This window comes from Micromonospora sp. NPDC005173 (genome assembly GCF_040608515.1).
GTDB lineage: Bacteria > Actinomycetota > Actinomycetes > Mycobacteriales > Micromonosporaceae > Micromonospora.
Window position 1 is genome coordinate 154,698 of record NZ_JBEXIK010000010.1, and the last position, 21,937, is coordinate 176,634.

Here is a 21,937-nt window from a genome sequence, read left to right on the forward strand (position 1 = left end):
GGTCGGGTTGAAGGCGGCAACGGCGTCGTCGAGGGTCGCGACGTGGCCGATGTTCGTCCGCAGTCGCCCATCCCGGACCCGCTGGACGACTCGAACGACGTCTGAACGCCGGACGGCTACGTCATGTCGTTCTCGAACGCGGTGAGCTCCTCGTCGTGGTCGCCTTCCGCGGGTTCGTGCTGGGGGTAGGCGCCGGCGCCGGGATGGACCTTGTCGATGAGATCGAGGTATTCCGGGTTGCGGGCAATGAACTCACCTACGACCAGGCAGATGACGGTGATCTTCTTCCCGCTCTCGCGGATCTCGTCCAGCACGCGAGCGATGAGCTCCGTGGCCACCCGATTGCGTCGGTAGGCGGGGTCGACCCAGGTCGTTAGCAACACGACACGGCCGCCCACGAACCGGTACGGGAGCTCGGCGATCGCTTCGGCGCCGAGGGCGGCGATCCAGCGACCGCGCTCCGCGTCGTTGATGACATCGAGCTCCCAGCTGGATTCCACCTCGCTGAGACTTGTCTCGTTCAGAGCAGCGATGAGCGCCGCGTTGTTCTCTTCCCGGGTGGCCGCCTCGGCCTCGAGATTGATCGTCATTGTCACACTTCTCTTGGGGGAGCTAATAGGTGGGTTTAGGACAATTGGGTGTGACCCTGGGTCACTCCCGGGTGCTCGGGGTCGATGAGGTCGGCGTACTCGGGGTTGTGCTCGATGAAGGTGCGCACGATCGGGCACCTGATGGTGACCGTCTTGCCTTGCACACGCACGTCGTCCAGGACGCGTCGGATCAGCTCGGTGGCGATGCCCTGTTTGCGGAACTCAGGGAACACCGAGGTGGCCACCAGCACGAGTCGGTCGTCTCCGGCGACGTTGTAGGTCAGCCCGGCCACCTCTCGGTCCCCGACGATGGCGTCGTAGATGCCGAGTTTCTCGTCGTTGACGACTTGGAAGTCGAACGCGGGGGCGTAGGGATCGTCGATTACCTCGTCGATGAGGACGGCCTGGTCCTGGCTGAGGGTGCCTTTCTCGTCGGGGTATCCGGCCTCGTCGGGGTACTCGACGGCGTAGCGGGTCGGCTCGGTTGGGTCGGTCATCGGGGTGTGCCTTCGTTGATGGTCATCAGATCACTCCCGGGTCGTGGCGGTAGTCGTACTCGCCCAGCCGCATGTCGTCGACGGGAGGTGAAGGCCCAGCCATCGACGTACTTCTCGCTCCTGCGGGGGTCGTTCTCGTGCTTGGGTGTGCCGAGTCCTTACGAGCGAACGCGGATGATCGTCTTTCCCTTGATCCGCTCGGTCGGGTTGAAGGCGGCGACGGCGTCGTCGAGGGTCGCGACGTTGCCGATGTTCGTCCGCAGTCGTCCGTCCCGCACCCGCCGGACGATCTCGCCCAGTTGGGCGCGATCGGACACGACGACGAAATCGACCGCCAGGCCGTCCGCGGGCCGCGCCTCGGGCGGCCCGACGGCAGACACCAGCGTTCCTCCGGCTCGAATCAGGCCTGCGGACCGCTTCCCGATGTCACCGCCGATGACATCGAAAACCAGATCGACTCCGCCGACGTCTTCCAGGGCGTCGTTGCCGAGGTCGACGAACTCCTGCGCGCCGAAGTCGAGCGCGGTCTGACGGTCGGCAGCGCGTCCGGTGCCGATGACGTAGGCGCCGAACTCACGTGCGAGCTGCGTCACCATCGAACCGACTGCGCCGGCCGCGCCGTGCACGAGGACGCTCTGCCCCGCCTGAAGGCGGCCGTGCTCGAACAGTCCCTGCCACGCGGTCAGGCCCGAGATCGGCAGGCTCGCGCCCACCGTGAAGTCGACGTCGGCGGGCAGCGGCGCGAGGTTACGCGCCTCGACGGCCACATACTCCGCCAGGGTGCCGTCGCGAGTCCAGTCCGTGAGGCCGAACACCCGCTGTCCCACAGACAGTCCCGTCGTGCCATAGCCGAGAGCGGTGACCACTCCGGCCAGCTCGTGCCCAGGGATCGACGGCGTCCGGTCACGGCCGAGGCGATCGGTCCAGGTCGAGGGCCACGCCATCTCAGTCGGGACGAATCCCGACGCATGGACCTGAACGACGACGTCGTTCAGCGCCGGTTCCGGCTCGGGCCGCTCCACCAGCGTCATCCCGGCCGTTCCCGCAGCCTCGTCCGTCACCACAATCGCCTTCATCTGGTACCTCCTTTTGTCCAGTCCTCGTTTGCACGGTCACGAGGAGCAAATTTCGTTTTAACAGCATTAGCGGCGCTAGGCCTCGGCGTCTTACCACGCTGATCGGTAGCGGTTGTGGCGCGAGGGTGTCGAGGAACGAGCGCGACAGCGAAGTCGTCGGTAGGACGGCGTCGGGGTCGAGGCCCCGCCGGCGCGATCCCGGCGTTACGTGTCGACCTGGTCGCGGTCGGTCAGCTCGGCTGTGATGCCCCATGCCTTTCCGTTCTGCGACAAGGCGTCGACCGCGGCCCCGACCTTGTCCTGGTCTCGGCCCGTGATCACGCCGGTGCCGCCCCCGGCGACGACTTGGTGGGCCGTGGCGAGGCCCATGCCGCTGCTGCCGCCGACGATCACGGCCTTACGGCCCTCGAAACTCTCACTCATGACAGTTGTTCCTTACCCACTGAATGGCGATTTGTGTTTGGCAGCAACCGGTTCCCCGGGAGTGGTGCGACGTCCGTAGAACTCGGCGCCGGTGGGCAAGTCGGACCGTTCGTCGCCAGCGGAGGCACACAGCCGGACGCCCCGAACCTAGTCGCGGTAGAACTGGTCGGTCAAGTCCACTCTTGGGTCAAGCGGATGCTACTGTGATGGCGAAGCGCCCCAGGTCAACCACCGTACCGACGGCACCCAGTCGGCCACGTCCGGCATTCTGTCCGGACTCTATGGTCCACAAAAGGTGAGGGCTGCGGGAATACAACCGGTCCGTAGGGTGTCTGTACCTTCGCGCGTCCAGGTGCGTTTCGCCTGGTTCCTCAGCTTCACGCCGAAAGGCCGGGAAGGGAGAGCTGTGCCCCAGCAGACCCAGTACCACAAGAACCCGGAGGCCGTTTCGCGGCTCGACCCGGAGCAGTACCGCGTGACCCAGCAGGACGGCACCGAGCGCGCGTTCGCCAACGCCTACTGGGACAACCACGAGCCCGGCATCTACGTCGACGTCGTGTCCGGCGAGCCGCTGTTCGCATCGGTCGACAAGTACGACAGCAACTCTGGCTGGCCGAGCTTCACGAAGCCGGTCGCCAAGACGAACGTCGTCGAGCGCGAAGACTCCGGCCACGGGATGATCCGGACTGAGGCCCGCTCGCGGCACGGGGACAGCCACCTCGGCCACGTCTTCAACGACGGTCCCCCCGACAAGGGTGGGCTGCGCTACTGCATCAACTCCGCGTCGTTGCGGTTCATCCACCTCGACCACCTGGAGAACGCAGGGTACGGCGAATACCGCACCCTGTTCAGGAGTGACACCAAAACTGACACCGACGACAAGTAGGGAGACGACGTGACCACCGAAAAGGCGATCCTCGCCGGCGGCTGCTTCTGGGGCATGGAGGAGTTGTTCCGCCGCCAGCCCGGCGTCGTGTCCACGCGCGTCGGCTACAGCGGTGGCGACGTCCCGAACGCCACCTACCGCGACCACGGCACCCACGCGGAGTCCATCGAGGTCGTCTACGACACCGAGAAGACCGACTTCCGCGCGCTGCTCGAGTTCTTCTTCCAGGTGCACGACCCCTCGACGAAGAACCGCCAGGGCAACGACATCGGCATCAGCTACCGCTCGGCGATCTTCTACGCCAGCGACGAGCAGAAGCGGGTCGCCGAGGACACGATCGCCGACGTCGACGCCTCGGGCCTGTGGCCCGGCAAGGTCGTCACCGAGGTGACCCCGGCGGGCGACTTCTGGGAGGCTGAGCCCGAGCACCAGAACTACCTGCAGACCTACCCCAACGGTTACACCTGCCACTTCCCCCGCCCCGGGTGGAAGCTCCCGAAGCGGGCGGCGGCCTGACACCTCCGGCGCGCGGACCCCGGGTCTGCGCGCCGGCCAGGGATGTCTTCGTCTGCCGGGAGCGGGACACGCGACAGTGATTCCCTCTTGTTGTTTCATCACCCGCAGCCTGGATCAGCTGCGGGTGATGCGTGTGACGTGCAGACGCATGTCAAAGAGGTTGACACACGCTGACCTGCGGCGCGCCGCGCACGATGCATCGGCCGAGCAACTCCTGAGCAGCAGCAACTTGCCACAGCGAGGACCAAGCAGTCCAGGAAAAGACCCGCCCTATCGATGATCTCGCGGACGGACACCCGTTCAATCAAGCCGTCGGCGCATGCGTTCGTTCTTCACCATCACGCGAATGCGACATGACGCCGGATGGACTCCAAGGTCCCATTCTCCATGGGCTATCTGGCGCGCTGGATACACTTGACCGATGAGCGACGAGCAGCTGGCTGCGCCGACGAATCAGCGGAGGATCAGTCAACGGGGCATCGCGACGCGAGAGCGGATCCTCGAGGCGGCGAACCGGCTAATGTTCGTGCGTGGAGTGAACGCGACGACCCTTGACGACGTCCGCGAGGCCAGCCAGACGAGCAAGTCTCAGCTCTACCGCCACTTCGCCGACAAGCAGGAGCTCGTGCGCGCGTTGGTCAAATATCGAGGCGCGCTTGTGCTTCAGCGCGAGCGCGGAGGGCTCGAACGACTGAGATCGTTCTCAGGGCTGGTCCGGTGGCGTAACGCGCTGGTCCAGGCCAACTCGCTGAACAACGGCAAATACGGGTGCGGCCTTGGGTCGATGGCTGTCGAGCTGTCCGATCAGGATGAGCAGGCTCGATCTCTGCTGTCGGAGACGTTTGCGGCATGGGAAAAGCTGATCAGTGATGGTCTGCACCGGATGCGGGACAGCGGTGCACTGCGCCAGGACGCCGACCCGGAGAAGTTGGCCACGGGGTTGATGGCAGCTTTGCAAGGCGGCTACTTGCTGGCGAACGCCGCGCACAACGTCGCACCCATGGAAGTTGCTCTGGACATGGCGCTGGAAAACATCAGATCGTTCCTCTTGGAGCCGTCCGGCGAGCCGACCCGTTAGTTGAGCCCTTTTCATCGTGATCAGGCTGGTCACGGCGGGTGCGAGCAGCCCGGCGATCGATGAGGGCGAGGCTCCAGGTCAGGCAGCAGTCGAACCACGATGCCCCGACCGGGAGCCTCGCCGTGCTGTCTCACCCCGCCACGATCCCGCTGTCCGGCCGAACCCTGAACCACCTCGCTGAGTGCCTCCGTAACCACCGCCAGCAGCGTCGATCCCGGTGGCGGCGCCTGGACCCCGCCCGGCAAGCCCTACTCACCCTCGCCCATCTGCGCAACGGCGACACCTACGCCCGCCTCGCAGCGGGTTCGGCATCGGCGTCGCCACCGCCTGGCGCTACGTCCGTGAAGCTGTCGCTCTACTCGCCGCAGCGGCGCGGTGAGAAAGCTGCCATCGAGTCGTTCCTCGCGTCGTTGGATCGCCTCGTGCTGCGACTGCGGATCACTGAGTATCGATGTTCCTCATGTTGTCCGGATTTGAGTCGGCCCGAGTCGCGGGAGGCGCCGACGGTCGCCGCCCTGATGCGTGAACGACGGCATATCCTAGCCTTAGCGGACTGACGAGTCCATATCTGGGTTTGGCATCGAGCGAGTTCAGCTGGGGGCGTCTTGGTCCGAATCGCCTCTCAGTGCAGCTTAAGGCACCCCGAGGTGATGGTTCACGAGGGCCGAGCGGTTCTGGCCACGAGCGATCAACTGGACTATCTAGTCCGCGAAGGTTAGCCTGCGGAGGTACCCGGTCACGGGGTGATACGCCCGGCCACAGCCCCCGCTCAGACTGCGGCTCGGCTGCTGGACCCGCGTATCTGGACCGTCACTACCAGGATCTACAGGAAGGCACGGCTGATGGAAACCGATCGGGATCGTGTCGTCGCATCCGCCCGAGCTGTCCTTCCGGCCACTGAGCGCCGGCGCACGGACATGACCACCCGCGGCTTCACGTTCGTCGCCGATGAACCGCACAACGGCGCACTCGGCGAAGGCCCGACGCCGACGGAGTACCTGTTGATGGCGCTCGCGTCGTGCACTGCTCAGACGCTGCGGCAGTATGTCGACTATAAGTACGACACCGCCGGTGACATCACCGTCGAGATCGACTACCACGAACCCGACCAGGAAGGCGCAGAGCGTTACCTGCAGCGCACGATCACACTGAGTGAAGAACCTGACCCCGACGACTTGAAGGTGATGCATGACATTGCCGAGAAGTCCCCAGTGACCCTGCTGATTCAGTTCGCATGGAGCGTGAGGACAGAGTTCGTCGGGCCGCGCTGAAATCAGGCCGCTTGCTGCTCGGCGATCACGGCCGAGCATCAACCGGTTGTCGTTCCGCCCCAGGCGGCGACAGTGTTTCCGTCGACCGCGACAGCTTGAACGCGATGCGGCGCCTTGCATGCGGCGCAGGTCCTGGTCCTGGCGGATGGCCGGTGACTCGTGCCGGCAGCTCAGGACTGAGTCGGTGCGGTCAGCTCGGTGACGGCCGAGCAGGGCGAACTCGTCGGGGGTCGGCAGCCCGTGGCGCTGCAATGCCTGGTTCACGCGTGCCCGGACGAGGTCGCGGTAATGACGGGCCGTGCACGAGCCGTGCGCGTAGAGGTCGGCGTACATGGAGAGCAGTTCGGGATGCTGGCGGCGCAGCCAGGCGAAGAACAGGTCTGTGACGCCGCGCATCAGGTACAGCGGTGTCGGGAGAAGTTGCCTGCCCCTGCGTCGGCCAGGGTGCCGATCAACTCGTCGATCTGCTCGGTGCTGTGTGTCAGTTCGGGCAGGATCGGCGCGACGAACACGATGGGGTGAGGCCGGCGTCGCGCATGGCTCGCAGTGATCGGCCGGGCCATGGTGGACGGTGCGCCGGGTTCGAGCGAGCGTTGCAGTGCCTCGTCGAGGAAGGCGGTGGACATGCCGAGCTCGACGTTGACGCGCTGAGCTGCGACAGCGAGCTGATCCAGGTCGCTGCCTGGCCGCGCTGATCCTGCTGGCCGGCGCGCTCGGCGACCGCTACGGCCACAGGCGAATCCTCCTCGTGGGTATCGCCGGGTTCACCATCGCGTCGATCATGTGCGCGGTCGTCCCGACCATGAACTCACTGATAGTCGCCCGCATCCTGCAGGGGCATCGGCGGGCCTCGTCGCTCTCTGCGCAGTCGGCCACAGCTGGGGCAGCGCGATCAGTACTGAACCGAGGGGTCGCATGCCCGCATTTGCGGCACGTGATCTAGCTATCCATGCTGGCCCGGCCAGCGCGTCGGAAGGTGACGTGTGACCGAAACCAAGATGAGCGACCGAACGATCTCGAAGCGGAATCTAGCGGCACCGCTGCGAGCCTTTCTGCGAACTGAGTCCGGCAGCGCCCGCGTGCTCGTGGCCGCCATCGTCGCCGCACTGCTCTGGGCCAACATCGACCTCGGCTCCTACGAAGCCGTCTGGCGCACCCAACTGTCCCTGCGCCTCGGGCACCTCGAGCTCTCCCGCGACCTGCACACCTGGATCAACAGCGGCTTGATGACTCTGTTCTTCCTGGTCGTCGGCCTTGAGGCGCGGCGCGAGTTCGACCTCGGCGACCTACGCGACCGGCGACGTTTCGTGCTGCCCAGCGTGGCCGGCGTGATCGGCATGCTGATCCCGGTGCTGATCTTCCTGGTGATCAACCACGGCGGGCCGGGCGCGCATGGCTGGGGCGTGGCTATGTCGACCGACACCGCCCTCGCGTTGGGCCTGCTGGCACTGCTCGGCCGGGGCGTGCCCGACCGGGTCCGGATCTTCCTGCTCACCGTGTTCGTGGTCGACGACTTGATCGCACTCATCGTCATCGCCCTGGTCTACAGCGACGACATCAAGATGATGCCAATCGTGGTGGCCGTAGCGGCGTTCGCGGTCATGCTGGCCATCCGCGCAGCCGGCGTCCGACGTGGCTCGGCGTACGTGCCGGTCGCCATCGTGATGTGGGGCGCGCTGCTGGTCAGCGGAGTCGACCCGGTGGTGGCCGGACTGGCCATCGGGTTGACCGCGTTCGCCTACTCTCCCGGCCGAGTTGAGCTCGAGCAGGTCAGCGGGCTGTTCCGGTCGTTCCGTGAGCAGCCGACGCCCACGCTCGCGCGTACGGCTTCGATCGGCCTCGCGAATACGCTATCGCCCAACGACCGCCTTCAGCGCATCTACCACCCTTGGTCCAGCTACGCCATCGTGCCGCTGTTCGGCCTGGCCAACGCTGGCATCAGCATCGACGGTCCGTTCCTGGCCCAGGCGTTCACGTCGCCTGTCACCTGGGGCGTGCTGCTCGGGTATGTCGTCGGCAAGCCGCTCGCCGTGATCGGCACCTCGGCCGGGCTCACCTGGATCTCACACGGCCGCATCCGTCCGGCCGTGGGCTGGGCGGGCGTGCTCGGCAGCGGCACGATCGCCGGTGTCAGCTTCACGGTGTCGCTGCTGATCGCCAGCCTGGCCTTCACCGGCGACCAACTGGCCGAGGCCAAAGTCGGGGTGCTCAGCGCCGCGATCGTATCCTCAGCGCTGACCTGGAACGCGTTCCGCGTCACCAACATGTTGCCCAGGGACAAGCGCACCCGGGCGCTCTTCGGCGACATGACGGAGCTGATCGACCTCATCCCAGGAGTCGACGAGAAGCAGGACCACGTCCGCGGCCCAGCCGGTGCGTCGGTAACGCTGGTGCAGTACGGCGACTTCCAGTGCCCGTACTGCGGGAAGGCCGAGCCAGTCGTCCGGCAGTTGCTGGGCCACGCCGACCTGCGTTTCGTGTGGCGTCACCTGCCTCTGTCAGACGTGCACCCGCAAGCCCGGCTAGCAGCCGAGGCCGCCGAAGCAGCGGCCGCTCAGGGCAAGTTCTGGCAGATGCACGACCTGCTGCTCGAACACCAGGACAAGCTGAACATCACTGATCTAATCAAATACGCCGGCGACCTCGGTCTGGATCAGAAACGCTTCCACGACGATCTGATAAGCCAGGCCCACGCCGGCCGCATCGAAAGCGACATCGACTCGGCCGACAACAGCGGAGTGTCCGGCACCCCGACGTTCTTCATCAACGGCCGTCGCCACTACGGCGCCTACGACATCACGGCCTTGACCGCCGCCATTCGTATGGCCCGAGCCCGGGCCCGCCTCGGCCGCGAGGCACCAGCGACCCGTAAATAAGCGCGTTCCGTTGACTCGACAGCACGCCGGTCGGCCGTCAGATCCTGCCGCGCGAACTCGTGCCTTGACGCGAAGCGATGGGAGCGTCAAGAGGATCCGACACCTCATCGAGGCTTGTGCAGAAGCGCCAGCGCGGCGTAGCCGATCGACGGTGGCCGGGAGCGATGCCGAGTAGCGTCGTCACCAGCAGCGGGTGAATGACCCGTGCGGTCGCGCCCCGCGACACGTCGTCGTAGCGGTATGCGGTCGGTGCTTTATCGGCCAGCTGAAATCGTCACTGAGAACCGACAGTACTGTCGGGGTTATGGACCTGCTGCCGGAGGACCGCGCCGTCGACGCCGACCTGGCGATGCTGGGGGACCTGCTCGCCGGCCCGCTGCTGCCGGCCGCCCGCGGGCTGCTGGGCTGTCGGCTGGACGCCGGCGGGGTCACCGTCCGGATCACCGAGGTCGAGGCGTACGCCGGGACGGCCGGTGACCCGGCCTCGCACGCGTATCGGGGGCGCACCCCGCGCAACGCGGTGATGTTCGGGCCGGCCGGGCACGCCTACGTCTACTTCACCTACGGGATGCACTGGTGCATGAACGTGGTCACCGGGGTCGAGGGGGAGGCCGCCGCGGTGCTGCTGCGCGCCGGGGAGGTGGTCGACGGCCTGGCCACGGCGCGGGCTCGTCGACCGGCGGTACGTCGGGACGTGGACCTGGCCCGTGGTCCGGCCCGGCTCTGCGCCGCGCTCGGGATCGACCGGGCGGCGTACGGCGGGTACCTGCTCGGCGACGGGCCGGTCCGGTTGCGTCCGCCGGAGCGTCCGGTGCCGGCCCAGGCGGTGCTCGCCGGGCCGCGGGTCGGCGTGACCGGCGCGCACGACGTGCCGTGGCGGTTCTGGCTCGACGGCGACCCGACGGTCAGCGCGTACCGGCGGCACGTGCCCCGCGCCCGGGGCTGAGCGCCCGGCCCCGGCGTGTGCCCTGGTGAAACTGTCGGTGGGTGTGGCCATAATCACCGCACCTGCACGCCGACGGTTCGGAGGACGTCATGACAACGCTGCTCGCGATCGGCACGGCCAAGGGGTTGTTTCTCGCCACCAGCGCCGACGACCGGCGCAACTGGGAGATCACCGGCCCGCATTTTTCGATGACCGGCGTCTACTCGGTCGCGGTCGATACCCGCCGCCCCACCCCGCGGCTGCTCGCCGGGGTGACCAGCTCACACTTCGGGCCCAGCGTGGCCACCAGCGACGACCTCGGCGCCTCGTGGGACGAGCCCGACCAGGCCCCGGTCGCCTTCCCGGCCGACACCGGCGCGACGCTGGGGCGGGTCTGGCAGCTGATGCCGGCCGGCCCCGACGAGCCGGACGTGGTCTGGGCCGGCACCGAGCCCTCGGCGCTGTTCCGCTCCACCGACGGCGGTCGCAGCTTCGAGCTGGTCCGGTCGCTGTGGGACCACCCGCACCGGCCCGAGTGGGGGGCCGGGTTCGGCGGTCAGGCCGTGCACACCGTGCTGCCGCACCCGCGTGACCCGGCTCGGCTGCTGGTCGCCATGTCGACCGGCGGGGTCTACCGCTCGGAGGACGCCGGGGCGAGCTGGGCGCCGGGCAACACCGGCATCCGTGCCTACTTCATGCCCGACGAGTGGCCGGAGTTCGGCCAGTGCGTGCACAAGGTCGCCCGGGACGCCAGCAACCCCGAGCGGCTGTACGCGCAGAACCACCACGGCGTCTACCGCTCCGACGACGACGGCCGCACCTGGTCCTCGATCGCCGATGGGCTGCCCAGCGACTTCGGCTTCGCCATGGTGTCCCACCCGGCGCGGGCCGGCATGGTGTGGACCTTCCCGCTGGTGGCCGACAGCGAGCGGTTCCCGACCGACCACCGCTGCCGGGTGTTCCGCTCGGCTGACGCCGGCGGCAAGTGGGAGCCGTTGTCGGTGGGGCTGCCTGAAGGGCCGTTCTACCCGGCGGTGCTGCGCGACGCGATGTGCGCCGACGACGCCACCCCGGGCGGGGTCTACTTCGGCACCCGCTCCGGCGAGGTCTACGCCAGTCGCGACGAGGGCGACTCCTGGTCGTTGGTGGCCGCGCACCTGCCCGACGTGCTCTGCGTCCGCGCTGCGGCGGTGTGAGGTGGTCACTGTGCTGCTGCCCGGCCCGCTGCGCGGCGAGGCCGGCGGCGCCAGTCGGCTGAGCGTCACCGCGGCCGGGACGCTGCGGGCGGTTCTCGACGAGGTGGCCGCCGATCATCCGCGGCTGGCCCGGCGGATCCGCGACGAGCGTGGCGAGTTGCGCCGTTATGTCAACGTCTTCGTCGACGGGGAGGATTGCCGGCATTCCGGCGGGCTGGCCACCCCGGTGGGTGACGGTGCCGAGGTGCAGGTGCTGCCCTCGGTCGCGGGGGGCTGAGCCGGCACCCCACGTCCGTTGTCGGGTGACCGGCGCCACCGAGGGGCGTACCGCCGACGGAATAGTTGACTCGTCAAATATGTTGGGCGCAGTGTCCGGATACCACGGACCCGTTCGACACTTGAGGAGCTGGTCATGCAGTTCGGAGTCTTCACCGTCGGCGACGTCACGGTCGACCCGACCACCGGTCGGGAGCCGACCGAGCATGAGCGGATCAAGGCGATGGTCACCATCGCGCTCAAGGCCGAAGAGGTCGGCCTGGACGTCTTCGCCACCGGCGAGCACCACAACCCGCCGTTCGTTCCCTCGTCGCCGACCACGATGCTCGGCTACATCGCGGCGCGTACCGAGCGGCTGCTGCTGTCCACCGCGACCACGCTGATCACCACCAACGATCCGGTGAAGATCGCCGAGGACTACGCAATGCTCCAGCACCTGGCCGACGGCCGGGTGGACCTGATGATGGGCCGGGGTAACACCGGCCCGGTGTACCCGTGGTTCGGCAAGGACATCCGCGCCGGCATCCCCCTGGCCATCGAGAACTACGACCTGCTGCGCCGGCTCTGGCGCGAGGACGTGGTCGACTGGAAGGGCCGCCACCGCACCCCGCTGCAGTCGTTCACCTCGACGCCGCGCCCGCTCGACGGGGTTCCCCCGTTCGTCTGGCACGGCTCGATCCGCAGCCCGGAGATCGCCGAGCAGGCCGCGTACTACGGTGACGGCTTCTTCGCCAACCACATCTTCTGGCCGAAGGAGCACACCCAGCGGATGGTCGGGCTCTACCGGGAGCGGTACGCGCACTACGGCCACGGCTCCGCCGACCAGGCCATCGTCGGCCTCGGCGGGCAGGTGTTCATGCGGCGCAACTCGCAGGACGCGGTCCGGGAGTTCCGGCCCTACTTCGACAACGCGCCGGTCTACGGGCACGGGCCGTCGCTGGAGGAGTTCAGCCGGGAGACCCCGCTGACCGTGGGCAGCCCGCAGCAGGTCATCGACCGGACGCTCAGCTTCCGCGACTACGTCGGTGACTACCAGCGGCAGTTGTTCCTGATGGACCACGCCGGGCTGCCCCTGAAGACGGTGCTCGAGCAGCTCGACCTGCTCGGCGAGGAGGTCGTGCCGGTGCTGCGTAAGGAGTTCGCCGCACTGCGCCCGGCGCACGTGCCGGAGGCGCCCACGCACGCCTCGCTGGTGGCCAATGCCGGCGGCGCCAAGGACAGCACCGTCCACGCCGTCGACGACGTGACGGGTAAGGCGCCCGAGGTGGCCCGGTGACCCGCCGCACCCTCGCCGTGATCTCGGCCGGCCTCAGCCAGCCCTCGTCCACCCGGCTGCTCGCCGACCAGCTCGCCGCGGCGACCCGCGACGAGCTGGTCCGGCGCGGCGCCGAGGTGGAGCTGCGCGTCGTCGACCTGCGCGAGTACGCCCACGACGTCATGAACAACCTGCTCACCGGGTTCCCGCCGGCCGCCCTGCGCGGGGCCCTCGACGCGGTGACCGGGGCCGACGGGATCATCGCCGTCACCCCGATCTTCAACGCGTCGTACAGCGGGCTGTTCAAGTCCTTCTTCGACGTGGTGGAGTCCGAGTCGCTGGTCGACCGGCCGGTGCTGATCGCCGCCACCGGGGGCACCGCCCGACACTCGCTGGCCCTGGAGCACGCCGTCCGCCCGATGTTCAGCTACCTGCGGGCGGTGGTGGTCCCCACCACGGTCTTCGCGGCCCCGGAGGACTGGTCCGGTGGCACCGCGGACGGCGCGTTGCGGGGTCGGATCAGGCGCGCCGCCGGGGAGTTGGCCGACCAGGTCGAGCGTCGGCTGCCGGTCAGCGGCCCTGCCGACCCGTTCGCCCTCACCACCGACTTCCTGCAGATGCTCGGCCGGGGCGACGACGACCAGGTCAGCCCTCCCGGTCGTACGGATGAGCGACCAGCACCGGGCAGTGCGCGTGCTGGATCGCCGCCTGGCTGACCGAGCCGAGCAACAGCCCGGTGAATCCGCGCCGGCCCCGGGTGCCCACGACCAGCAGCGACGCTCCGCCGCTCGCCTCGATGAGCCCCTGGGCCGTGCCGGCCGCCCGGACCGGATGCTCCCGCACCACCAGGCCGGGATGGTCGGCCCGGACGGCGGTGGACGCGTCGGCCAGCAGCCGCACCGCCTCCGCGTGGTACGCGGCCTGTGACTCCTCGACCTCGTCCGGGACCGGCCGGTCGCCGTCCGGCGGGCCGACATGCACCAGCACCAGCGGGACGTCGCGGAGCGCCGCCTCGTCGGCGCCGTACTGGGCGGCGAGCCGGGACGACTCGGATCCGTCCACGCCGACCAGCACCGGCTCGTTCACCGGGATCGGCTGCTCGTCGGGGCGGACCACCAGCACCGGGCAGTGCGCGTGCGCGGCCACCTGCCCGCCGACCGAGCCGAGCAGCAGCCCGACGAACCCGCCCAGCCCTCGACTGCCCACCACGACGAGTTCGGCACGCCGGGACGCCTCGACCATGGTGGCGCCGGGACCGCCGGCGACCTGGCGTACCTCGACGTCGAGGCCGGGCCAGCGGTCGGCCAGGTCGGCCGCCGTGCGCTCCAACATCTTCTGCGCCTCCTCGGAGGGCGCCGGCACCCCGAGGTCGTACGGGTTGAGCGGCACGCCGTAGCCGAGCGGGTGCAGGTAGCCGTGGACGAGGAGCAGCGGCCGGGACCGGAGCAGGGCGGCACGGGCCGCGTGTTCCGCGGCGACGAGGCTGGACGGCGATCCGTCCACACCCACCACGACAGGTCGGTTCATCGGCACTCCCTCGGTCGGTCAGGTCATTGTCGACGCACCCGGCGTGCGACGCCGGCATTTGCTTCGACGCGCTGCCGCGTCGGCCGGAGCAACGGCCGACGCGGCGGGGGCAGGCGACGTTAGTTCTTGCGGCTCCCGGCCTGGTGCCGGACGATCGCCAGTGGACCCTTCGCGTGGTGCAGCACCGTGTGGCTGACCGAGCCGAGCAGCATCCCGCCGAGGGCGCCGCGTCCGTGCGCCCCGACCACGGTCAGCTGCGCCGCCGCGGACTCCTCGATCAGCACCCGGGCCGGTGCCCCGTAGACGACTCGCTGCCGCACCGGCACCTCCGGGTAGCGCTCGGACCAGCCGGCCACGGCTTCGGCGAGGGTTCGCTCCTCCGCGGCGGTGGCCGCGTCCAGGTCGTACACCAACGGGAGCACCTCACCCGCGATGAACGACGTCGGGATCTGCCAGGCGTGCACCGCTACCAGCGTGGTGTCCCGCCGTGCGGCCTCGGCGAACGCGAAGCCGAGCGCCTCGGTGGACAGCGCCGAGCCGTCGACGCCCACCACCACCGGACCGTCGGCCCGGGACTCGCCCCGGACCACCAGCACCGGGCAGTCGGCGCGGGCGGAAACCTGAACGGCCGTCGAGCCCACCAGCAGTTCGGTGAAGCCGCCGAGACCACGGTGGCCGAGTACCAGCAGCGCCGCGTCGCGGGTCGCGCGCAGCAACACCGGCGTGGGCGTGCCGTCGACCACCGCGCCGGTGACCGGCAGGTCTGCGGAGACCTTCTTGGCCTCGGCGACCGCCTCGGCGACGAGTTCGTCGGCCTCGCGGCGGAGGCCGACATCGGTTGGCAGCGGGCCCTGCACGGTCGCGTACAGCGGCCAGACGAACGCGTGCACCACCCGCAGCGGAAGGTGTTGGGCGGCGGCTGCTCGGGCGCCCGCGCGTACCGCGTCCAGCGCGGAGGCGGAACCGTCGACACCCACCACGACGAAAGCACCGGTTCTGGTGGTCATCACATCCTCCTTTGTTCAACCTCAGCCTCCCTCCGCGCCGCCGCCCCGGTCAGAGGCATGGTGCCCGCGTCAAGGGGGACCAACGGCCCTGACGCCGCAGCCGTGGCAGGAGTCCGATGGACTCGCGACGAGTGACCCAGAGGTCGAGGAAGGGGCGCCGCTATGACCGCGTTGGACGTTCTCCGGGAGCATCCCTTTCTCACCGGCGTGCCGCAGGAGTGGCTGCCGCGGCTGGCCGGGTACGCCCGGCCGGTGGTGTGGCATCCCGGGCACCGGGTGTTCCGCGCCGGCCAGCCGGCCGAACGGTTCTGGCTGATCAACCGCGGCGAGGTGGCGCTGGACTTTCCGGTGCCCGGCCGCGGAGACGTGGGGATCGAGACGATCGGCGCGGGCGGGGTGCTCGGCTGGTCCTGGATCTTCCCGCCGTACCGCTGGCAGTTCGGTGCGGTCGCGGTGCAACGCACCACGACAATCGAGTTCACGGCCGAGGGCGTGCGGCGGCTGATCGAATCCGATGACGCCCTTGGCCGGCAGCTCACCCTGCGGCTCATGGCCGTGGTGGTGGACCGGCTCCAGGCGTCCCGCAGCCGGCTGCGCGAGCTGTACGGCTATCCGGCCGCCTGACTCAGTAGACGGTCACTCCCCGTTCGGCTCGGGTGGCCGCCGCACTGGCGGTCGCGGCCGTCGTCGCCTGAGCCACGTCCGCGCGACCGCCGGGGTCGCGGACCGACCCCGGCGGCCTGGTGCTCAGCGTTCGACGACCAGTCGGCGGGCCCGCAGCACCCGTGCCCACCACGGGCGCGGTGTCGCCGGGCGCAGCGCTGGCGGGCGTACTCCGCGCAGGCTGACCCAGCCACCCGGTCCCATCGTCACCGCGCCGATCGCCGGCGGCTTGCGACGGCCCACCACGGCGACGGTGGCGGTGAGCACCGCGATGGCGAACGCGCCGGTCGCCGCGGCGACCAGCCGGTCCGGGTCGGTGACCGGCCGGTACCGGACCCGCCCACCGGAGAGGACGTACGCCCCGATCGCCTGGCCGTCGCGGATCACCGGCACCAGCGCGCTCGCCGGTGTGCCCGGCAGTTCCAGCACCGGTCCCACCGGTCCCATGGTCACCGGCTCGGGTGCCGGGCGGGTCGGTGGCGGGCGCAGCGGGGCGGCACCGGTCGGGTTGAGGATCGCGGTCATGGCGCTGCCTCCTAACGGGAGTCGGACGTGCCGGTGGTGGCGTCGACGGTGGCCCGCCCGGCGGCCAGCCGGGCGATCGGCACCCGGTACGGCGAGCAGGAGACGTAGTCCAGGCCGGCGTCGGCGAAGAACGAGATCGAGTCGGGGTCGCCGCCGTGCTCGCCGCAGACCCCGATGGTCAGGTCCGGCCGGGCGGCCCGACCCTCGGCCACGGCCGACCTGACCAGGCGGCCCACGCCGACGGCGTCGATGCTCTCGAAGGGCGAGACGCCGAAGATGCCCCGCTCCAGGTAGGCGCTGAAGAACGAAACCTCCACGTCGTCGCGGGAGAACGCCCAGGCGGTCTGTGTCAGGTCGTTGGTGCCGAAGGAGAAGAAGTGCGCCGCTTCGGCGATCTCCCCGGCGGTCAGTGCCGCCCGGGGCACCTCGATCATCGTGCCGATCGGGATCGTCGGCGCGTCCGGCACCCCGGCGAGGACCGGTTCGATCTCGGCGCGCACCGCGCGGAGTTCCCGCACGTCGCCGACCAGCGGCACCATGATCTCGGGCTGGGGGTCCCCGCCGTCGTGGACCCGCTGCGCCGCGGCCTCGGCGACCGCCCGGACCTGCATGGCGAACAGGCCCGGGATCACCAGCCCGAGCCGCACACCGCGCAGCCCGAGCATCGGGTTGGACTCGTGCATCCGCCGTACGGCCGTCAGTAGGCGACCGTCGCGGCCCGGGTCCTCGCCGCGCGCCTCGGCCCGGGCCACCCGGGCCGTCAGCTCGTGCAGCGGGGGAAGAAACTCGTGCAGCGGCGGGTCGATGAGGCGGATCGTCACCGGCAGCCCGTCCATCGCGGTCAGGATCTCCACGAAGTCGGCCCGCTGCAGCGGCAGCAACGCGTCCAAGGCGTCGGTCACCTCGTCCGGTCCGTCCGCCAGGATCAGCCGTTCCACCAGCTCCCGACGCTCGCCGAGGAACATGTGCTCGGTGCGGCACAGACCGATGCCGGTGGCGCCGAACCGCCGGGCCCGCCGGGCGTCCGCGCCGGTGTCCGCGTTGGCCCGTACGCCCAGCCGGCGCACCGCGTCGGCGTGCCCGAGCAGCCGGTGCACCGCCGCGACCAGCGGGTCTGCCTGCGGCGACAGGTCACCGGCGAGGTAGCGGGCGACCGGGGAGGGCTGCACCGGCACCTCGCCCGGGTAGACCCGACCGGTGGTCCCGTCGATCGAGATCACCTCGCTGGCCCGCACGACCCGGTCGCCGACGGTGAACTCGCCGCGCTCGGGGTCGATCCGCAGCGCGTCCGCGCCGCAGACGCAGGTACGCCCCATGCCCCGGGCCACCACGGCGGCGTGTGAGGTCTTGCCGCCGCGCGAGGTGAGCACTCCCGCCGCGGCGATCATGCCGGGCAGGTCATCCGGGTTGGTCTCCCGCCGCACCAGGATCACCGGCCCGTCGGCCGTCGCCGCCGCGGCCGAGTCGAAGACCACCCGGCCCACGGCGGCGCCAGGCGAGGCACCGAGGCCGACGGCCAGGGGCTCGGGCGCGCCGGCCAGGTCGAACGCGGGGAACATCAGCTGGGCCAGTTGGGCGCCGGTGACCCGGTGCAGGGCCTCGTCCAGCGTGATCAGCCCCTCGTCGACCAGCTGCGCGGCGATCACGAACGCCGCCGCGGCGGTCCGCTTGCCGACCCGGGTCTGCAACATCCAGAGCCGACCCCGCTCGATGGTGAACTCGATGTCGCACAGGTCCCGGTAGTGCCGCTCCAACGTCGCCATGATCTCGACGAGCCGGCGGTAACTCACCGGGTCGATGTGCGCCAGCTCGGGCAGGCCGACGGTGTTACGGATGCCGGCCACCACGTCCTCACCCTGGGCGTCGGTGAGGTAGTCGCCGTAGATCCCGGGAGTGCCGGTGGCCGGATCGCGGGTGAACGCCACCCCCGTGCCGGAGTCCGGGCCGAGGTTGCCGAAGACCATCGCCATGACGTTGACCGCCGTGCCGAGGTCGTCCGGGATGTGCTCCTGGCGGCGGTACAACCGCGCCCGCTCGGAGTTCCACGACTCGAACACCGACCGGATGGCCAGGTAGAGCTGCTCATGCGGGGCCTGCGGGAACTCGTGCCCGACCTGCGCGGCGAAGATCTTCTTGTACGTCTGCACCAGGTCGCGCAGCTGTTCGGCGTTCGGCCCGGCCGGCCCGGCCGTCGCACGCAGCGCCTCGAGCTCCCGCTCGAACTCCTCCGCCGGTAGCCCGTGCACCGTACGGCCGAACATCTGGATCAACCGCCGGTACGAGTCCCAGGCAAAGCGGGCGTCGCCGCTGTGCGCGGCCAGACCGCCGACCGTGGTGTCGTTGAGCCCGATGTCCAGGACCGTCTCCATCATCCCGGGCATCGAGTACCGGCCACCGGAGCGGACCGCCAGCAGCAGCGGGTTGTGCGGGTCGCCGAGCCGCCGGTCCAGCCGCGCCTCCACGTCGCGCAGGTGCGCGTTGACCTCCGTGAAGAGCCCGTCCGGGGGCGCCCCGGTCTTCAGGTACTCCCGGCAGGCGTCGGTGCTGATGGTGAAGCCCGGCGGCACCGGCAGCCCCAGCCGGGTCATCTCGCTCAGGTTCGCACCCTTGCCCCCCAGCAGGTCGGCCCTGCCCCGGTCACCCTCGATGAAGTCGTAGACGTACTTGGACATGGCTCCGGCCTCCACTTCCGTTGCCGCACGGACCTCTGCATCCATTGGTACCAATGCGCCAGGGCGTGCCGGCAGGGCCGGACGGTACGGCCGGCGGGCCAGAGGTCCCGGACCGGCACCTCCGCCGCGTATCCTCGCCCGATGACCTCCGACGTGCGGCTACGCCCGGTCCGCGAAGACGATCTCGTGGAGTTCTTCCTGTACCAGCAGGATTCGGAGGCCAACCGGATGGCCGCTTTCGTCGCCGCGGACCCGTCCGACCACCGCGAGTTCGCCCGGCACTGGGCACGGGTGCTCACCGACCCGACGATCGTGGTCCGCACCGTCGAGGCCGACGGCGAGGTGGTCGGCTACGTCACCGCCTTCCCGGACGGTGACCGCACCGAGGTCAGCTACTGGATCGACCGGGCCCGCTGGGGCCGGGGCCACGCCACGGCGGCCCTGGCCGCCCTGCTGCGCGAGCTGCCCCGGCCGGTGCACGCCCGCGCCGCCAAGGACAACGCCGCGTCCCTCGCGGTGCTGCGCAAGTGCGGCTTCGTGGTGGTCGGCGAGGATTCGGGGTACGCCAACGGCCGCGGCGCCGAGGTCGAGGAGTATTTGCTGGAGCTGCCCGCCTAACAGGTCCGACCGGTGGCCAGTGCCTCAGCCAGGGCCGATCGCCAGTCCGCCAGCGGCCGCAGATTCGCCGCACCCCAGCGGCCGTGGCCCAGGACGCTGTACGCCGGACGGGGCGCGGGCCGCCGGTAACCGTCGCTGGCTGTCGGCCGGATGCGGTCCGGGTCGAGGCCGCGCAGGCCGAACACGGCGCGTGCCAGGCCGTACCAGGTCGTCTCGCCCGAGGCGGTGCCGTGGTAGATGCCGGGGGCGGCGTGGCCGGCCAGCGCCGCGCCGGTCAGCACGACGAGCTGCTCTGCCAGCCGGTATGACCAGGTGGGCTGCCCCCGCTGGTCGTTTACCACGTCGAGCCGCTCGCGTTCTCCGGCGAGCCGCAGCATGGTCGCGACGAAGTTAGGCCCGTGCGCGCCGTAGAGCCAGGCGGTGCGCACGACATAGCCGGCGTCGGGGAGCAACCGGGTCACGGCGAGCTCTCCGACGAGTTTGCTGCGCCGTACGCGTTGACCGGGCAGGTCGGGGCGTCCTCCGGGTACGGCTCGGTGGCGTCGCCCCGGAAGACGTAGTCGGTGGAGATGTGAATCATCCGCGCCCCGGTCGCGGCGCAGCCGCTGGCCAGGTTGGCGACCGTGTCGCCGTTGACGGCGGTGGCGGCCTGCTCCCGGGCCTCGGCTCCGGCGACGCCGGTTAGCACTCTGCCGTCGGCGTCGAAGTCGACCACTCCGTACGCCCCGGGGTCAGCCACCTGGTAGGCGAAGATTCGACCGCCGACGAGGTCTCCGTGACCGGCGAGCTGCCGGCCGAGCCCGACGCCGTGGAAGATGTTGTCGCCGAGCACCAGGGCCACGGATTCGGCGCCGATGAAGTCGGCGCCGACGAGGAAGGCCTGCGCGATTCCCTCCGGGCGTGGCTGTACGGCGTACTCAAGCCGCAGCCCCAGTTGGGCGCCGTCACCGAACACGCGACGGAACTGGTCCTGATCCTCGGGTGTGGTGATCATCAGGATTTCGCGTACGCCCGCCATGATCAATGTAGACAGCGGATAGTAGATCATCGGCTTGTCGAAGATTGGCATGAGTTGCTTGGACACGGCAGATTCAGGCAGTCGAAGCATTTGCCTCTACGAGTTCGGCGAAAATCTCGGAGGGCTTCTTCCAATTATGGATCTTACGGGGTCGGTCGTTGATTTCGGAAGCCACCATCGCCAGGTACTTCGGGTCGGACGTGATCGGGATGCCTTTCGGGAAGTATTCGCGCAGGATACGGTTCGCGTTCTCGTTGCTGCCGCGCTGCCACGGCGAGTGTGGGCGAGCGAAGTAGACCGGCAGCCCGGCGGCGGTGATTCTCGCGTGCTGGGCCATCTCGGAGCCGCAGTCCCAGGTCAGTGACTTCGCGATCTGCGGTGGGAGGTTCCCGGCGGCGGCGATCACCGCGTCGCCCACGGTCAGCGCGTCGCGGCCGGACAGCGGGACCAGGACCACGAACCGTGAGGTCCGCTCGACCAGCGTCGCGACCGCGGACTTGCCGCCCTTGCCGATGACCAGGTCGCCCTCCCAATGTCCCGGCACCTTGCGGTCCTCGACCTCGGCGGGACGTTCGTCGAGGTAGCGGGGCTCGCGGATCCGCGGTGCCGGTGCGGGCCGTGGACCCGAGCGGCGCACGGTGCGGCCAGTGCGCAGCCGGATCAGCTCGCGGGCCAGGGTGGACACCGGCTGGGCGTAGATCCACTGGTAGATCGCTTCGTGAGACACCCGTACAGCCTGATCGTCGGCGTAGTCGCGCGGCAACCGGCCCGCGATCGACGCCGGCGACCAGCCGCCCTTGAGTAGCTCCGTGACCACCGCCTTCAGCCGTGGTAAGCGGTTGACCGCGTACGCCTTCGGCCGCTGCCGGCCTGCTGCGGCCACCTCGTCCGCGGCCACCGCCCGGTACTGCGCACGGCCGCCGTGCCGGGCCACGTCCCGGGAGACCACCGACGGGTTCCGACCGATCAACCGGGCGATCTCCTGGTATTCCAGGCCCTCAGCCAGGCCGCGGGAGATCTCTTCACGATCGGCCAAGGTCAA

23 protein-coding genes and 3 pseudogenes are annotated in these 21,937 nt (G+C 69.7%); 14 read left to right on the forward strand and 12 right to left on the reverse strand.

From position 1 onward, the window contains the following. Positions 1–116 precede the first annotated feature (116 nt). From ABZV00_RS14745 to ABZV00_RS14760, 4 genes are all read right to left on the reverse strand, one after another. Positions 117–590, reverse strand: coding sequence for a GNAT family N-acetyltransferase (locus tag ABZV00_RS14745; protein ID WP_355605884.1), 474 nt, complete (start codon positions 588–590; stop codon positions 117–119). A gap of 35 nt (positions 591–625) precedes the next feature. Further along, positions 626–1,087 carry a GNAT family N-acetyltransferase gene (locus ABZV00_RS14750; RefSeq protein WP_355605887.1) on the reverse strand — a complete coding sequence of 154 codons (462 nt, stop codon included), beginning with the start codon at positions 1,085–1,087 and terminating at the stop codon, positions 626–628. 158 nt (positions 1,088–1,245) lie between these two features. Beyond that, positions 1,246–2,163 (reverse strand): NADP-dependent oxidoreductase, encoded by a 918-nt coding sequence (locus ABZV00_RS14755; RefSeq protein ID WP_355605889.1) that lies wholly within the window; start codon positions 2,161–2,163, stop codon positions 1,246–1,248. Positions 2,164–2,367: 204 nt separating this feature from the next. After that, on the reverse strand, positions 2,368–2,586 hold the full coding sequence (locus ABZV00_RS14760; RefSeq protein WP_355605892.1) for an SDR family NAD(P)-dependent oxidoreductase: 219 nt from the start codon (positions 2,584–2,586) through the stop codon (positions 2,368–2,370). A 406-nt stretch (positions 2,587–2,992) separates the two neighbouring features. Here ABZV00_RS14760 and msrB point away from each other — a divergent pair, with 406 nt between their 5' ends. The 5 genes and pseudogenes from msrB (at position 2,993) to ABZV00_RS14785 (ending at position 6,337) form a co-directional block, all read left to right on the forward strand. Continuing rightward, positions 2,993–3,472, forward strand: coding sequence for a peptide-methionine (R)-S-oxide reductase MsrB (gene msrB / locus ABZV00_RS14765; RefSeq protein WP_355605894.1), 480 nt, complete (start codon positions 2,993–2,995; stop codon positions 3,470–3,472). A 9-nt stretch (positions 3,473–3,481) separates the two neighbouring features. Beyond that, positions 3,482–3,988, forward strand: coding sequence for a peptide-methionine (S)-S-oxide reductase MsrA (msrA, locus tag ABZV00_RS14770; RefSeq protein WP_328414178.1), 507 nt, complete (start codon positions 3,482–3,484; stop codon positions 3,986–3,988). A 421-nt stretch (positions 3,989–4,409) separates the two neighbouring features. Further along, positions 4,410–5,066, forward strand: coding sequence for a TetR/AcrR family transcriptional regulator (locus ABZV00_RS14775; protein ID WP_355605897.1), 657 nt, complete (start codon positions 4,410–4,412; stop codon positions 5,064–5,066). Positions 5,067–5,188: 122 nt separating this feature from the next. Then, positions 5,189–5,439, forward strand: a pseudogene (locus ABZV00_RS14780) (transposase family protein); the annotation flags it as partial. Positions 5,440–5,908: 469 nt separating this feature from the next. Next, a complete protein-coding gene (locus ABZV00_RS14785; protein WP_328414182.1) occupies positions 5,909–6,337 on the forward strand; it encodes an OsmC family protein in 429 nt (142 codons plus the stop codon). A gap of 395 nt (positions 6,338–6,732) precedes the next feature. On the opposite strand, the gene ABZV00_RS14790 is transcribed toward ABZV00_RS14785, so the two are convergent. Continuing rightward, positions 6,733–6,963, reverse strand: a complete 231-nt coding sequence (locus ABZV00_RS14790) for a hypothetical protein (RefSeq protein WP_355605900.1) — start codon at positions 6,961–6,963, stop codon at positions 6,733–6,735. Positions 6,964–7,034: 71 nt separating this feature from the next. Between ABZV00_RS14790 and ABZV00_RS14795 the strand changes: the two genes are divergently transcribed. The 7 genes from ABZV00_RS14795 to ABZV00_RS14825 all read left to right on the forward strand — a co-directional run bounded on the left by ABZV00_RS14795 (position 7,035) and on the right by ABZV00_RS14825 (position 13,581). Next, on the forward strand, positions 7,035–7,280 hold the full coding sequence (locus ABZV00_RS14795; RefSeq protein WP_355605980.1) for an MFS transporter: 246 nt from the start codon (positions 7,035–7,037) through the stop codon (positions 7,278–7,280). Between the two features lie 55 nt (positions 7,281–7,335). Beyond that, a complete protein-coding gene (nhaA, locus tag ABZV00_RS14800; RefSeq protein WP_355605982.1) occupies positions 7,336–9,213 on the forward strand; it encodes a Na+/H+ antiporter NhaA in 1,878 nt (625 codons plus the stop codon). A gap of 304 nt (positions 9,214–9,517) precedes the next feature. Then, on the forward strand, positions 9,518–10,159 hold the full coding sequence (locus ABZV00_RS14805; protein ID WP_355605903.1) for a DNA-3-methyladenine glycosylase: 642 nt from the start codon (positions 9,518–9,520) through the stop codon (positions 10,157–10,159). A gap of 89 nt (positions 10,160–10,248) precedes the next feature. Then, positions 10,249–11,334, forward strand: coding sequence for an exo-alpha-sialidase (locus ABZV00_RS14810; RefSeq protein WP_355605906.1), 1,086 nt, complete (start codon positions 10,249–10,251; stop codon positions 11,332–11,334). Positions 11,335–11,344: 10 nt separating this feature from the next. Beyond that, positions 11,345–11,611 carry a ubiquitin-like small modifier protein 1 gene (locus ABZV00_RS14815; protein ID WP_328414190.1) on the forward strand — a complete coding sequence of 89 codons (267 nt, stop codon included), beginning with the start codon at positions 11,345–11,347 and terminating at the stop codon, positions 11,609–11,611. A 135-nt stretch (positions 11,612–11,746) separates the two neighbouring features. Further along, positions 11,747–12,886 (forward strand): LLM class flavin-dependent oxidoreductase, encoded by a 1,140-nt coding sequence (locus ABZV00_RS14820; RefSeq protein WP_328414192.1) that lies wholly within the window; start codon positions 11,747–11,749, stop codon positions 12,884–12,886. Further along, entirely contained in the window at positions 12,883–13,581 is a 699-nt protein-coding gene (locus ABZV00_RS14825) for an FMN reductase (RefSeq protein ID WP_328414194.1), read from the forward strand. The genes ABZV00_RS14820 and ABZV00_RS14825 overlap by 4 nt, the downstream gene beginning before the upstream one ends. Here the strand turns inward: ABZV00_RS14825 and ABZV00_RS14830 are convergent. After that, complete coding sequence (locus ABZV00_RS14830) at positions 13,511–14,398, reverse strand: universal stress protein (RefSeq protein WP_355605911.1); 888 nt, start codon at positions 14,396–14,398, stop codon at positions 13,511–13,513. The two genes, ABZV00_RS14825 and ABZV00_RS14830, sit on opposite strands and share 71 nt — an antisense overlap. 113 nt (positions 14,399–14,511) lie before the next feature. Further along, positions 14,512–15,399, reverse strand: coding sequence for a universal stress protein (locus tag ABZV00_RS14835; RefSeq protein WP_355605914.1), 888 nt, complete (start codon positions 15,397–15,399; stop codon positions 14,512–14,514). 162 nt (positions 15,400–15,561) lie between these two features. Between ABZV00_RS14835 and ABZV00_RS14840 the strand changes: the two genes are divergently transcribed. Then, on the forward strand, positions 15,562–16,023 hold the full coding sequence (locus ABZV00_RS14840; RefSeq protein ID WP_328414200.1) for a cyclic nucleotide-binding domain-containing protein: 462 nt from the start codon (positions 15,562–15,564) through the stop codon (positions 16,021–16,023). A gap of 123 nt (positions 16,024–16,146) precedes the next feature. Here the strand turns inward: ABZV00_RS14840 and ABZV00_RS14845 are convergent, their stop codons facing one another. Together ABZV00_RS14845 and ppdK are read right to left on the reverse strand one after the other, a co-directional pair. Next, a complete protein-coding gene (locus ABZV00_RS14845) occupies positions 16,147–16,587 on the reverse strand; it encodes a hypothetical protein (RefSeq protein ID WP_355605918.1) in 441 nt (146 codons plus the stop codon). Positions 16,588–16,598: 11 nt separating this feature from the next. Further along, a complete protein-coding gene (gene ppdK, locus ABZV00_RS14850; RefSeq protein WP_355605920.1) occupies positions 16,599–19,259 on the reverse strand; it encodes a pyruvate, phosphate dikinase in 2,661 nt (886 codons plus the stop codon). A 141-nt stretch (positions 19,260–19,400) separates the two neighbouring features. On the opposite strand from ppdK, the gene ABZV00_RS14855 reads away from it, so the two are divergent. After that, a complete protein-coding gene (locus ABZV00_RS14855; protein WP_355605923.1) occupies positions 19,401–19,877 on the forward strand; it encodes a GNAT family N-acetyltransferase in 477 nt (158 codons plus the stop codon). Here ABZV00_RS14855 and ABZV00_RS14860 read toward each other — a convergent pair. The 3 genes and pseudogenes from ABZV00_RS14860 to ABZV00_RS14870 all read right to left on the reverse strand — a co-directional run bounded on the left by ABZV00_RS14860 (position 19,874) and on the right by ABZV00_RS14870 (position 21,931). Next, positions 19,874–20,565: pseudogene (locus ABZV00_RS14860) on the reverse strand (sugar nucleotide-binding protein). The gene ABZV00_RS14855 and the pseudogene ABZV00_RS14860 overlap by 4 nt on opposite strands. Next, positions 20,557–20,946: pseudogene (locus ABZV00_RS14865) on the reverse strand (sugar phosphate nucleotidyltransferase); the annotation flags it as partial. The pseudogenes ABZV00_RS14865 and ABZV00_RS14860, both read right to left, overlap by 9 nt. Positions 20,947–20,968: 22 nt before the next feature. Further along, positions 20,969–21,931 (reverse strand): IS30 family transposase, encoded by a 963-nt coding sequence (locus tag ABZV00_RS14870; RefSeq protein WP_355605925.1) that lies wholly within the window; start codon positions 21,929–21,931, stop codon positions 20,969–20,971. Positions 21,932–21,937 lie beyond the last annotated feature (6 nt).